Raw genomic sequence first — 11,780 nt, 5'->3', positions numbered from 1 at the left:
GGCCCGGTCGTGAGGGTTATCCCGCGCGAGCCGAGCCGGGGTCGGGCAGGTGAGCGGCGATACGGTCGGCGATGTGGTCGGCGAGGAGTCGTCCGGCCGGTGCCAGGTGCCGGGCGGCGTCCAGGCACCCGGCCCCGTAGCCGGTCAGGGTCCGCACCCGGTCGTGGTCTCCGGTCGCCCGGTAGAGGCGGATGAGGGCGGCGGCGACGTGCGCGGCACCCAGCGCCTCGTCCGGGCTTCGACCTGCGGTACCCGACGGCAAGGTGACCACCGGCGCGTCCGGGGTCTCCAGCCGCCACATCTCCTGGATCAGGTACAGCCACTGGTGAGCGAGCTCGTGCACGAGCTGCTCGCGGAGCTCGGCGTCGGTACCGAACGCGGCGTCGGCCAGGAGCACATGCTGCGGCCAAGCCCGCGACGACGCCGAGATCGCGCCCCGGTCGGGGAACAACCGCGCGTACCGGACGGGCAGCCGCAGCAGCGGCCCCCAAGCGGGGACCAGTCCTTCAAGTTCGGTGAGGCGGCTGGTGATCGCGGCGCGGCGGGACGGGGTGAGCGGCCGGGCGGGCATCGGAGGTGAGTTCCGCAGCGCGTAGACGGCGGAAGGCGTCAGCCAACCCTGCGGAGGAACGTCCCCCCGGGCCCCGCTCTGCTGCTGGGCCTGGGTGTGGCGGACGGCGGCGGCACCGGCGAGCAGCCACCTGTACCGGAATCCGTCGTCCAGGAACGGGAGCCCGTCCAGCAGCCGAAGCGGGTCGGCGAGGTCCTTGCGGGTCAACGCCGGTGCGGCGGAGGCGGAAGCCATCACAGGGGTTCCTTTCAGCGGGCGGTCGGCTCAGGAACGGGAGCGGGTGCGGGTGCGGGGACGGCCCGGACTTCGAGGAGCGGGTGGTCGCGCAGCGGCGTGTCGTCCAGCCCGAAGGCGATCACCGCGGCGCCGGCGCGGCGTCCCGTCTGCAGGCACGGCAGCGGCCACGGCCCGTCCGGCCGCGGCGTGAAGTAGACCGCGGGCGGGTGCGCCAGCTCGGCCAGCAGGCCGGGCCCGCAGTCACGTCCGCCGTAGCTGTCGTAGCTGAAACGGGGGTGGCCGATGTCGAAGTCGTGGACGACCGCGACCGCGCCGCCGGACGGCGCGCGGGTGGCCAGGAGCTCCAGCTCCTGCACTAGCGGCCACTGGGCGCCCCAATGCGCGTCGAGGAAGCACAGCGGACGGGCGTGGCGGCCAGCCACCTCGGCGACCAGCCGGGGAGAGTCGCAGCACTTCACGGTCGCGTTGCCGTGGCGGGCGAGGCGACGTCGGGTGACCGCGACGTGGCGCGGGTCGATGTCACAGGAGTACACCGGCAGGTCCGGGTATCGGGCCGCCAAGTAGTGGGTGGTGTCGCCGACGAAGGAGCCGGTTTCGCAGATCGCGTCGCATCCGAGCATGTCGATCAGCTGGTGCACCAGCAGCGCCAGGTGGATGTCGAATCCGAAGGGTCCTCCGCCGTCCGACAGCCGGAGCTGCCCGACCCGAGGAACCCGGTAGAACACCTCGTAGGTCTGTTGGACGTCCGACTCGGTCACCGCCATCACCGCCTGCTCACCAGAGGTCGCTGCGGTTTCCACACAACGCCCCGCCGCCCGCAGCGGCCAGAGGCCGGCGTGTCTCCCGGTGTCTCTCCTTGCCCGGTGCCGAGTACGCCTTCCGGCACGCAACGGGAACCGGCCTCCCGTGAGGCTGGCCACGCGCCGCCCGCCGCCCGATAGTGGGCAGGGAGGTGTCAACGACGATGCCGAGGCCGCGTACCAAACCGATCACCAACCCGGAGCTGGCCGCCGTGATCCGCCGAACCGGCGCGACCTACGCCGCCTTCGCCCAGCAGGTCAACACCGTCGCCGCCGAAAATGGGTATGTCACCCGGTACAACCGGGGATCCGTCGCGAACTGGCTCACCGGAAAAACCCCGACCCCGCGGGTGATCCCCTTCGTTGTGGAGGCCGCAGCCCGGATACTCGGCGCTCCGCAGCTGGGCTCAGCGGACCTGGGCTGGCCCGATGCCGGGACGGCCCCGCCGAGCCCGTGGGCGGGTGACCCCGCCACCTGGCTTGACCATCTGGGGAGATGCGACATGACCGACCTGGACCGGCGCTCCATCCTCGGCGCCGGAGTGTTCACGCTCACCGCCGCAGCGATACCCGCCGCGGCGATACCCGCCGAGGCGGTGAGCAGCGCAGAAGGGACCACGCCCGCCCGGGCAGGAGCCGCCGACGCGGCCCGCATCAAAGAGATGACCGAGCTGTTCTCGGACATGGACGACCGGTTCGGGGGCGGTCACGCCAGAGCAGCAGTGGCCGCCTACCTTTCACGGCACGTCGTCCCGATGCTGCGCAGCGCCTCCGGCCCGAACCGGGCAGCCCTGTTCGCCGCCGCCGCAGAGATGGCGTATCTCGCCGGATGGATGGCGTCGGACGCCGGAGTCTCCGGGCTCGCGCAGAAGTACTACATCCAATCGGTCCGTCTCGCCGCCGAGTCCGACGACTACCGGCTGAAGGCACGCACGTTTCGCGCCATGGCCCTGCAATGCGTCGAACTCGGGCACCCAGCCCACGGCCGCGACATCGCCGAAGCCGCCGTGCGATCCCTTCCCACCACCGCGCCGCCGAGGCTGCGGTCCTGGTGCACCGCCATGCGCGCCGAAGCCTGCGCGGCCACCGGCGACACCCGCACCGCCCGCGGCCTGCTGAGGATCGCCGAACGCGACCTGGAACGAGCAACCTCATCCCAATCCCCCGACTGGAGCGGCTCCTACTACTCACACGCCGCGCTCCGCCACCAGACCGGAACAACCCTGGCCAGCGCCGGGGACCTCGCCCCGGCCGAAGAACACCTCACGGCCTCCCTGATCGGCCGGCCCGACACCCAACGCCGCTCCCGGGCCCTCATCGGAACCCGGCTCGCTACCTTGCAGGTCCGCCGTGACCAGCCAGACGCCGCCGCACAGACGGTCAAGTCCATTCACGGCGATCTGAAGATGGTGGAGTCCGCTCGCGTCGACCACGAGTTGGACCGTCTACGCGCCGGCTGGAGCACCGCACGAGCCGACCCCACGGTCGGCCAGATGGACCTGGCCGTCGCCAACATCCTTCAGCAACGTCGAAAGCGCGGCAGCGCCTAGCGCGCCTCCCAGCGGCTACAACCGGACCGGATTCAAGAGCTTTCCCCGATGAGTCTGATGGAGACTGCGCGATATCCTCTGACCTGCGGAAACGTTTCTGTGGTGTCTGATGGTGTCGGGAGCCAACGGGGGGAGTCTTGGGGGGGTTGGCTCCCTTGTGTGGCTCCCAGGCTTCCGCAGGGGGAGGGCGGGCCCCGCGCGCTGGTCTAGAGGTATGGGCTGACAGAAGCATCAACCGGAGCAGCCCCGGCCTATCCGGCCCGGGGCTGCTCCGGTCATATGTGGTTCTTTGTGCTCATTTATGGCTGTGTGACCTTGTAGCAACCAGGGCAGTCCTCGATCTGGCTGAAGAACTAGCGATCAACGCTTAGAGTCATATGGGGAGGAGGTGGATGTATGACGCACAACTTCGAAGATCTCTGCTGGGAGGCCCTTGACTGGGTCGGAGCGAACGCCGCCAATTTTGGGGGGTATGTAGATCTCGCTATATTTACTGACGCATATGGAATAGATCCCCAAGGGGCCCGGGGGCTATTTCAATTCGGAATGGAGCGCGGGCTACTCAGTCACAGTTCGCGATCACCTGAAGCCTTGGAAGTCTGCTTGACTTCCACGGGCGCAAACTTGTTGAGGGCTCGACAAGCGAAGCGGGATGACCCGATTTTAAGGGCCGCTGCCGTCCGTCGCGCAATCCTCGAATGGCTATGGCGGCTGAAGAGGGAGGGTGCGAAGCCGCCCCTTATAGATCACTTCCTCGGAACGGATGGATCTCGATTTGAGGGAACCAGCTTTCTGCGTTGGGAAATCGAACGTGCAGTCGCATATCTCCTCAGCAAGGGGTTGATCGAAAAGGTCGGAGAGGTGCGTTACACGGGGATTTTTCCGCAATTCTTGACCACCTGGCAAGGGGACGACTGTGTTGAGCAGTATGGGGGAGATGTGGACAAGTATGAACGGCGCAACGATCAAGCCAGTGGCCCTGTCTTCCATATAGGGAGCAATTCCGGCAACATTGCCGCTAATAGTCGAGACTTCACGATGAGTGCTTCCGTCGTCAACGGCGTTGATCCATCTCAGATCGTGATGTTCGCGCGAGCCCTACGCCAGGCGGCGCCGGTGCTGGGCCTACCCGAGGCTGAGATACAAGAGCTCATGCAGACGGCTGATCGCCTTGAACAGGAAGCTGGCGATGGCGAACCTGACCCAAGCCGAGTCCAGCGATGGGGAAGCGTCGCCATCGGCATTCTGAACTCACCGATAGTCAGTGGTGCCCTGGGCAGTGTTCTGGCGTCCTATGGCGTCACGGTGCTGCCGGGGACGTCGGGAGCGTAGTTGCGACGTCCCCAGGGCTGGGCCTACACGTGGGACCGTATTGGGGCCGGTCAACCGAGTCGACCGCACAGTCGGTTGTCCTCACAAACACTCAGCGAAGCGCGGTCGAGCAGGGCCTGGTCGAGCCCACGTACCGCTGGGGCAGCATGACGGTGTTCGGTCAGGGCACCTTCGCCTATCTCACGATGCGGGAAGCGTTCCGTAGCAACGACGGACGGAGAACCTACGAGCTTGGTGTCTGCTCGTACGGTCCCCAGGGCATGGACCTGGCCGACCGACTCGGCGGCCGGATCCGCGCCCGGGATCGAGACGGCCGGTCACTGACCGACCACCTGGATCAGGGCTCATCCGTCCGGGACGGTCTCGGACGTCGATGGTCATCTCGTCGCGGACAAGGAGCACACGCGCGTCATCGTGCGGACTGCCTGGCCCGTCGGTTGAGCTTGCGACCGGCCGGGTCCAAGGCCGGGGTCTCTTGGTGGTCGGATGCCGAGGCGGGCGGTGAACGTGGCCGAGCCGCGGCCCCGTCTATCCCGTGCCCATCGTGATACCAGGGAAAGCATCATGACACTCGATGCCGCATCCTTGCCCGCTGACCTGCACCGCTGGCTGGCAGACCATCTGCCCGACGTGGCCGCCACCACCGATGCGTCCTGGCCCCGTACCGAGTCGCGAGTGTGGCGCCTGGAGGCCAGCACCACCACGGCCTACGTCAAGATCAGCCCTTCTGCCGACAGCTACACCCGCGAGATGAACGCCTACCAGCATGCGGCTGCCGCCCTCGACCACGACGAGGCCCCCCAACTGATCGCCACCGACCCCGACCTGCGGGCAATCTTGACGGCGGCACTTTCCGGGAGCGTCGTCCGTGATCTGTCCCTCGCCCCGGCGGCGGAAGTCCAGGTGCACCAGCTCGCCGGACGGCTGCTGCGACGCTGGCACGACTACCCAGCCCCCGTCCCCACGCACGCACGCACGAGAGCGCGTCGTGGCCTCCATGGCCGGCCATGCCTTCGAAGCGGCGGCCTGCCTTGACAGCATCGGCGGCCATCTGACCGCCGCCGAGCGGGCCCTGGTGGGTGAAGTAGCCCGGGACCTGCCTGCACTGGCCACGGATCTTCCGCTGGTCTACCTGCACGGCGACTTCTCTCCCCGAAACTGGGTGTGGAGCTCAGAGAAGCAGACCCTCGGGCTGATCGACTTCGAAATGGCCGAACACGCCCTGGCGGTCCAGGACATGGTCTGGCTGTTCGGGGCGGTATGGCCAACCCGCCCCGACCTACGGGACGCCTTCGTCACCGGGTACGGACGCCAGCCGGCCGCAGAAGAGTACCGGGCGCTGCTCCTGATCACGAGCCGTCTCGCCGTCTCCTACCTATCCGCAGGCCTGGCCAACAACGAGCAGGTGCTCATCGACCGCGGCCGCAACGCACTCGGCAACCTCGCACGCGCCCACGCCTAACCACCAAGGTGCCGGCACCTCTCCCGCTCCCGTAGTCAGGGACTTCCGTGCTCCAGCTGCGCTTGATGCCGGGTATCGACCGATCCGACCCCATCCGCCTTGCCGTACAGCGCCTTCATGACGACGCGCAGCCCCGCGTGAGGAACGCTATGACGACCGTACTCATTGTGGTGGCCCATCCCGACGACGCCGAGATCGCGATGGGCATGCGCATGCACTGGTACGCCCGCGCGCCCGAGTCCACGTGCACTGCCTGACCACGGGCACACCCAACCCCCTCTCAAGCACCCAAGTGCGGCGAGAGGAATGCCTGGCTGCGGCAAGCCTGCTGGGGATCGATGAGTACACTTTCTCCTCGATCCCCGACACCCGCTTGGTTGAGCACCGGAGCGCCATCCATACCACTCTGTCGAAGGTCTTCCGCGACACCCGACCAGACGTCGTCTACACCCATTACCCGGACGACCAACACCTCGACCACGTCACCACCGCAGCCGAGGTAACAGCGGTCGCGCTGCGAGAGACCGCCAACCTGCGGTACTTCCGATCGCCCTACAGCACCGGTTTCGAGCCGACGTTCGTCTTCATGGGCACCCCCGAGCTCCTTCGAGTCAAAGAGAAAGCACTCCGGTGCTTCACCTCTCAGCAACAGCTGGATATGGACGTTTTCCAGCGCCTGGCCGAAGTCACGTACCGCCAATTCATCCATCACCGGGTCGTCGCACGCTTCCCGGCGCAGGTCAATTGCGGAGAACTCTTTCAAATCACCCGACATGTGGAGTTCGCTGAGGTGTGATTGACGCGACCGTTCTAAGATCTGTCAGATGAATCCGAGAACGGTAAGAAGGTTTCCTCATGTGGCCTCCCCGGGCTAAATGACGCAGCGTAAGCCTCATGTAACACCATGGCCGATGCCGCCGGAGTGGCCCTCCGTGGCCGCCCACCGGCCGCCCACCACGTGGGTTTAGGCGATGCTTCCTGCGCGACGGGGCGGGCCTGTGGTCATACGTGGGTACGCGCGATCTTGGCCACCTGCCCGCCCTCCCAGAACTCCGCGCCCTCAACCGCTCGCACCGTCTCAGCGTGCGGCAGGCAGTACAGCGAGCGTGGACCACTAAGTCCCCGAAGAAGGCCCATATTGGAATTCGCCGAACCCGAAGCTAGTGCGCAGCCTCGTACTGCTCGATCACGTTGACCGGGATCCGGCCACGGTCGCTGACCTTGATGCCGTGGTTCTTCGCCCACTCGCGGATCTCAGCGGAGCGTTCACGGCTGCTAGCGCCCTTGTGGGATGAAGCCTTTCCGCGCCGAGTCCCCTTGAGCCGGCGACCACTCTCCATGTAAGCGTGCAAGCTGCTCCGGAGTTCGCTCGCGTTCTTCTCGTTCAAGTCGATTTCGTACTCTCTGCCGTCGACGGCGAACGACACGGTCTCGCTGGCCTCGCTGCCGTCGAGGTCGTCTGTCATGGTGACTCGCACCTGCTGGGCCATTTACTTCTCCCTCATGTCAACTTACGAGTACCTTAACCGTAGCCGACTCAGACACACGGGTTGGCCAGGAGAAGCCAAACAAGATTCCGCACCCTACGCAGAAGAGCAGTCTCTGCGTTCCAGCCGGACGTTATGGCGGCCCGGGGCCCTGGACTCCAGGCCCACGAGGAACCAGGTGAATGCTGCCCGCGCCCTCTGACGTTGGCGTCCACCGCCCGGCTGGGTGAAGTACCGTCGTGCGGTATGTCCCGGAACAGCCGGAGGCTTACTGTTGCTTGGCGGTATGACGGTAGGAGACTGAGCCTCCAGAATTTCACTCGACGGGCCGTCGTAGCCGGTGGCGGTCCTACCACTGGACGCCATGCTCTGCGGGATTGCCAGTTGCCGGACCTGGACCGGAATGAGGACTCCGCAGATACGGGGAAGGCATCAGGAGCCATGACCTCTTGCTCGCGGTTTGTCTGGAGGAGCTGGCGCCAACCAATACAGGTGGAACGATCATGAGTCGCCGTTACGACTACTTCGATGATCCGGCTGCACCGCAGGCGAACAGTCTGGTTCCCTCGGTGAACGTCGCGGTTACCAAAGACGCGGGCGAGCTCCTGTTGATCCGCCGCACCGACAACGGCAACTGGGCTCTTCCAGGTGGCGCGATCGACCTCGGCGAGTCCGTCGCCCAGGCCGCCATCCGGGAGACCCGTGAAGAGACCGGGATCGACTGCGAAGTCACTGGCCTGGTGGGGATCTACTCCGACCCTCGCCACGTCATCCACTACACCAGCAACGACGAAGTGCGGCAGGAGTTCTCCATCGTCTTGACCGCCCGGCCGGTCGGCGGCCGCCTGACGCCTAGCGATGAGTCCAGCCAGGTGCAGTGGATCCCCCCGGACGAGGTTCGGGGGCTCACGATGGACAGGTCGATGCGGCTGCGGATCGAGCACATCCTGCGGCCCGGCAGCGGCCCGATCATCACCTGAACACCCTTACCTCCGAACCGATGCAGCCCCGGGATCCGGTCATGCCGCAGACAGCAGCTCGCCGAACACCTCCTGCATCGTCTCCGCACCGCCCCGCACCACCGGCCGCAGCTGATGTTAACGGCACCGTCGGATATCAGAACTGTCCGAATGCCTCGGGTTGAGGGCTGGCGGTAGGGTCGGGGGATGCCCGATCGTCGTTTCGAGCTGATCTGTGAGATCGAGCCTCCTACCCGTCCGGACCTGACGCGGGTGCGGCACCAGATCGGTGTGCTGACCGCCGTGGCCGACTCGTTCTTGATCCCCGACAATCACATCGGCCGGGCGACGGTGTCGAGCGTGGCGGTCGCCCACGAGGTGCGGGCGATGGGTGCCGCTGGGATCGCGTGCTTGAATTCTCGGGACCGTAACCTGCTGGGGTTCCGCCGGGACCTGCTCACAGCCGCCGCATATGGGGTGGACCGGTTCTTGTTCGTCTATGGCGACAAGCCCACCGCGGGTGACCGGACCAGCGAACTGACCGTGCGGACCATGATCGAAGAAGCGCGTGGTGCGGCCGAGGACCCGGCGTTTGAGGCGTGCTCGCCGTTCCGAGTTGGTGTCACCTCGGGGCTGCGTCCTCTTCCCGCCTGGAAGGGCCGGGCCGATTTTGTGTTCGCGCAGGTCAGCTACTCGGTGGAGAACCTGCTGCGGTGGCGCGACAGCGTCGAGGTGGATGCTCCGGTGTATGCCGGGGTGATGGTACTGGCCAGCGCGGGCATGGCTCGCAATCTAGCGGCGAAGATTCCCGATATCGCCATCCCCGACGATCTGGTCACCGCTGTTGAGCGGGATCGTAACGCCGGTGTGGATGCTGCATGCGAGCAGGTCCTGGCCATCCGCGACAGCGGTGCTTTCGACGGTGTGCATCTGGTGCCGGTCAGCAGATACCGGCAGGTTGCCGCTCGCCTCGAACAACATCTGTGATCAAGGGTTCTCCCGTGGGCGTGCGCTGTTTGAGGTTCCCCCCACAGCACGGAGACCGACGGTGAGGTCACTCGTGGGCGTCTGAGGGTAGGTTGAGCCCTTCGAACGTGACGGGGCTGTGCATTCCAATACTGGAATGACGTCTATGGGGATTGTACCAGCATTCGATCCATTCGAAGACTGCGCTGGCCAACTCTTTCCTGGTTTTCCAGGTCCGGATGTCGAGCAACTCCAGTTGCATCGTCCCCCAGAACGACTCCATCATGGAATTGTCGTAGCAGTCACCGACCGTGCCCATCGATCCGAGCAGCCCGGCGTCCCGAAGGCGCTTCCCGAAAGCCCAGGACGTGTATTGGGCGGATTCAACTGGTCGTCGCAACACCTCGTAGCCGGAGGTGGTGCTGGTGGGTTTGGGGAAGCGTCAGGAGGCTGTCCGTTTGTATCGCGGGCAGATTCCCTCGCCGGGGCGGCCGACGGTCGCGTGGCGTGAGGACCGTGTCCGGTTCTGGCGGGCGATCGCGCGGGGGGCGAGTTCGGAGGATGCCGCGACCGAGATCGGTGTGTCGCAGGCGGTGGGGACGCGCTGGTTTCGCCAGGCTGGCGGGGTGGGACCGTGTCTAGCCCCGACGGTGTCGGGCCGTTATCTGTCGTTCGCGGAGCGAGAAGAGATCGCGCTGTTGCGTGCTCAGCAGGTGGGCGTGCGGGAGATCGCGCGGCGCCTGGGGCGTTCGCCGTCGACCATCTCCAGGGAGCTTCGGCGGAACGCGTCCACGCGGACGTACTCGGTGGAGTACCGGGCGTCGGTGGCGCAGTGGCACGCTGAGCGCCGAGCCAGGCGGCCGAAGACGGCGAAGCTTCTGGCCAACGATCAGCTGCGCGACTACGTCCAGGACCGGTTGTCCGGCGCGATCCGCACCCCGGACGGGTTGATCGCTGCGGGGCCATGGGTGCCGGAGTGGAAGGGCCGCAACAAGCCCCGGCGCCAAGACCGATGCTGGGTGAGGGGCTGGAGTCCGCAGCAGATCGCCAACCGGTTGAAGGTCGACTATCCCCAGGACGAGACGATGCGGATCTCTCACGAGGCCATCTATCAGGCCCTGTACATCCAGGGCCGAGGTGCTCTGAAGCGCGAACTGGTCGCCTGCCTGCGCACCGGCCGCGCCCTGAGGGTCCCGCGAGCCCGCTCCAGGCAGCGCGCCAGTGGGCACGTCACCCCCGAGGTGCTGATCAGTCAACGGCCGGCCGAGGTCGAGGACCGCGCCGTTCCAGGCCACTGGGAAGGCGACCTCATCATCGGCACCGGCCGGTCCGCGATCGGCACGCTGGTGGAACGCACGACACGGTTCACCATGCTGCTGCACCTGCCGCGGATGGACGGCCACGGAATCCAGCCGCCGGTGAAGAACGGTCCGGCTCTGGCCGGCCGCGGCGCCGAGGCCGTGAAAGACGCGATCGCCACCACGATCACCACTCTGCCCGAGCACCTGTGCCGCTCGCTGACCTGGGACCGCGGCAAGGAACTGGCCCAGCACGCCCAACTCCGCATCGACACCGGCTTGGCCGTCTACTTCGCCGATCCGCACAGCCCCTGGCAGCGAGGAACGAACGAGAACACAAACGGCCTGCTCCGCCAATACTTCCCCAAAGGCACAGACCTATCGAGATGGGACGAGCAAGAACTCGCAGCCGTTGCTCACGCCCTCAACTCCAGACCCCGCAAGACACTCGGGTGGAAGACACCCGCCGAGGCCCTGAACGAGCATCTACTATCGGTCCAGGAAACCGGTGTTGCGACGACCGGTTGAGCCCAAGTTGCGTTCCGTGGTCGGAATGCAGGATGGTCGAGCGCGGTGGCGGGCTGCGCCGGGTGACGGCCATGGCGAGCGCATTGATGACCAGATCGGTGTCCTGGCGAGCATCGATCGACCAGCCGATGATGCGCCTGGAATAGGCGTCCATCACAGCAGCGCAGTACAGTTTCCCTTCCGTTGTGGGATGTTCGGTTATATCGGTCAACCAGAGCCGGTCGGGGCCGACAACATCGAAGCGGCGCCGGACCAGGTCCTCCTCGGTCGCGGCGTTGACCAGGTTGCGGCGGCCTCGCCGGCGGTAGACGCCCTGCAGGCCGGCCTGGCGCATCAGCCGTTCCACTCGCTTGCGGTTCACCCGCTCGCCCAGCCCGAGCGTCAGTTCGGCGTGCACCCGGGGCGAGCCGTAACTGCCGCGGGATTCGGCGTGGATTTCGCGGATCATTTTGGCGAGTTCCTTGTTGCGCAGTGTGCGTGGTGATTCGGGTCGACCGAGCCAGTCGTAGTATCCCGAGGTGGAGACGTTCAATACTCGGCAGGCCACCGCGACCGGGATCGAGTCGGCGGCGAGTTCACGGACCAGCGAG

Annotated in this window: 13 protein-coding genes; 8 read left to right on the top strand and 5 right to left on the bottom strand. The window is 66.4% G+C overall.

Features of this window, described 5'->3' with window-relative positions; genetic code table 11:
- Positions 1 to 16 precede the first annotated feature (16 nt).
- Both ACQPXG_RS38205 and ACQPXG_RS38200 read right to left on the bottom strand, forming a co-directional pair.
- Positions 17 to 805, bottom strand: coding sequence for an aKG-HExxH-type peptide beta-hydroxylase (locus ACQPXG_RS38205; RefSeq protein WP_433464015.1), 789 nt, complete (start codon positions 803 to 805; stop codon positions 17 to 19).
- Positions 806 to 819: 14 nt separating this feature from the next.
- The gene (locus ACQPXG_RS38200; RefSeq protein ID WP_433464014.1) at positions 820 to 1,608 is read right to left on the bottom strand and encodes a hypothetical protein; all 789 of its coding nucleotides are present in this window, start codon (positions 1,606 to 1,608) and stop codon (positions 820 to 822) included.
- Positions 1,609 to 1,772: 164 nt separating this feature from the next.
- Between ACQPXG_RS38200 and ACQPXG_RS38195 the strand changes: the two genes are divergently transcribed.
- The 5 genes from ACQPXG_RS38195 (at position 1,773) to ACQPXG_RS38175 (ending at position 6,748) form a co-directional block, all read left to right on the top strand.
- On the top strand, positions 1,773 to 3,158 hold the full coding sequence (locus ACQPXG_RS38195) for a hypothetical protein (RefSeq protein WP_433464013.1): 1,386 nt from the start codon (positions 1,773 to 1,775) through the stop codon (positions 3,156 to 3,158).
- Between the two features lie 396 nt (positions 3,159 to 3,554).
- On the top strand, positions 3,555 to 4,490 hold the full coding sequence (locus ACQPXG_RS38190) for a hypothetical protein (RefSeq protein WP_433464012.1): 936 nt from the start codon (positions 3,555 to 3,557) through the stop codon (positions 4,488 to 4,490).
- Positions 4,491 to 5,054: 564 nt separating this feature from the next.
- Positions 5,055 to 5,525, top strand: coding sequence for a hypothetical protein (locus ACQPXG_RS38185; RefSeq protein WP_433464011.1), 471 nt, complete (start codon positions 5,055 to 5,057; stop codon positions 5,523 to 5,525).
- Entirely contained in the window at positions 5,488 to 5,952 is a 465-nt protein-coding gene (locus tag ACQPXG_RS38180) for an aminoglycoside phosphotransferase family protein (RefSeq protein WP_433470122.1), read from the top strand. Before ACQPXG_RS38185 ends, ACQPXG_RS38180 begins: the two co-directional genes overlap by 38 nt.
- A gap of 244 nt (positions 5,953 to 6,196) precedes the next feature.
- Positions 6,197 to 6,748, top strand: a complete 552-nt coding sequence (locus ACQPXG_RS38175; RefSeq protein ID WP_433464010.1) for a PIG-L deacetylase family protein — start codon at positions 6,197 to 6,199, stop codon at positions 6,746 to 6,748.
- Positions 6,749 to 7,112: 364 nt separating this feature from the next.
- Here the strand turns inward: ACQPXG_RS38175 and ACQPXG_RS38170 are convergent, their stop codons facing one another.
- Positions 7,113 to 7,442 carry a histone-like nucleoid-structuring protein Lsr2 gene (locus ACQPXG_RS38170; RefSeq protein ID WP_433464009.1) on the bottom strand — a complete coding sequence of 110 codons (330 nt, stop codon included), beginning with the start codon at positions 7,440 to 7,442 and terminating at the stop codon, positions 7,113 to 7,115.
- A gap of 500 nt (positions 7,443 to 7,942) precedes the next feature.
- Between ACQPXG_RS38170 and ACQPXG_RS38165 the strand changes: the two genes are divergently transcribed.
- Positions 7,943 to 8,419 carry an NUDIX domain-containing protein gene (locus ACQPXG_RS38165; RefSeq protein WP_433470121.1) on the top strand — a complete coding sequence of 159 codons (477 nt, stop codon included), beginning with the start codon at positions 7,943 to 7,945 and terminating at the stop codon, positions 8,417 to 8,419.
- Between the two features lie 186 nt (positions 8,420 to 8,605).
- Positions 8,606 to 9,385 carry a methylenetetrahydrofolate reductase gene (locus ACQPXG_RS38160; RefSeq protein WP_433464008.1) on the top strand — a complete coding sequence of 260 codons (780 nt, stop codon included), beginning with the start codon at positions 8,606 to 8,608 and terminating at the stop codon, positions 9,383 to 9,385.
- 67 nt (positions 9,386 to 9,452) lie between these two features.
- Here the strand turns inward: ACQPXG_RS38160 and ACQPXG_RS38155 are convergent, their stop codons facing one another.
- Complete coding sequence (locus ACQPXG_RS38155; RefSeq protein WP_433464007.1) at positions 9,453 to 9,683, bottom strand: integrase core domain-containing protein; 231 nt, start codon at positions 9,681 to 9,683, stop codon at positions 9,453 to 9,455.
- A 106-nt stretch (positions 9,684 to 9,789) separates the two neighbouring features.
- Here ACQPXG_RS38155 and ACQPXG_RS38150 point away from each other — a divergent pair, with 106 nt between their 5' ends.
- On the top strand, positions 9,790 to 11,190 hold the full coding sequence (locus tag ACQPXG_RS38150) for an IS30 family transposase (protein ID WP_433470120.1): 1,401 nt from the start codon (positions 9,790 to 9,792) through the stop codon (positions 11,188 to 11,190).
- On the opposite strand, the gene ACQPXG_RS38145 is transcribed toward ACQPXG_RS38150, so the two are convergent.
- A complete protein-coding gene (locus ACQPXG_RS38145; RefSeq protein ID WP_433470119.1) occupies positions 11,087 to 11,776 on the bottom strand; it encodes an IS3 family transposase in 690 nt (229 codons plus the stop codon). The two genes, ACQPXG_RS38150 and ACQPXG_RS38145, sit on opposite strands and share 104 nt — an antisense overlap.
- Positions 11,777 to 11,780 lie beyond the last annotated feature (4 nt).

This window comes from Spirillospora sp. CA-128828 (genome assembly GCF_050945415.1).
Classification (GTDB): domain Bacteria; phylum Actinomycetota; class Actinomycetes; order Streptosporangiales; family Streptosporangiaceae; genus Spirillospora.
The sequence above is the reverse complement of the archived record's forward strand: the minus strand, read 5'-3'. Positions and strand labels throughout refer to the sequence as shown.

Excerpts from the sequence above, each read along its gene's own strand:
- ACQPXG_RS38205 (WP_433464015.1), bottom strand. The coding sequence starts at position 805 with ATGGCTTCCGCCTCCGCCGCACCGGCGTTGACCCGCAAGGACCTCGCC.
- ACQPXG_RS38195 (WP_433464013.1), top strand. The coding sequence starts at position 1,773 with ATGCCGAGGCCGCGTACCAAACCGATCACCAACCCGGAGCTGGCCGCC.
- ACQPXG_RS38190 (WP_433464012.1), top strand. The coding sequence starts at position 3,555 with ATGACGCACAACTTCGAAGATCTCTGCTGGGAGGCCCTTGACTGGGTC.
- ACQPXG_RS38185 (WP_433464011.1), top strand. The coding sequence starts at position 5,055 with ATGACACTCGATGCCGCATCCTTGCCCGCTGACCTGCACCGCTGGCTG.
- ACQPXG_RS38180 (WP_433470122.1), top strand. The coding sequence starts at position 5,488 with ATGGCCGGCCATGCCTTCGAAGCGGCGGCCTGCCTTGACAGCATCGGC.
- ACQPXG_RS38170 (WP_433464009.1), bottom strand. The coding sequence starts at position 7,442 with ATGGCCCAGCAGGTGCGAGTCACCATGACAGACGACCTCGACGGCAGC.
- ACQPXG_RS38165 (WP_433470121.1), top strand. The coding sequence starts at position 7,943 with ATGAGTCGCCGTTACGACTACTTCGATGATCCGGCTGCACCGCAGGCG.
- ACQPXG_RS38160 (WP_433464008.1), top strand. The coding sequence starts at position 8,606 with ATGCCCGATCGTCGTTTCGAGCTGATCTGTGAGATCGAGCCTCCTACC.
- ACQPXG_RS38155 (WP_433464007.1), bottom strand. The coding sequence starts at position 9,683 with ATGGGCACGGTCGGTGACTGCTACGACAATTCCATGATGGAGTCGTTC.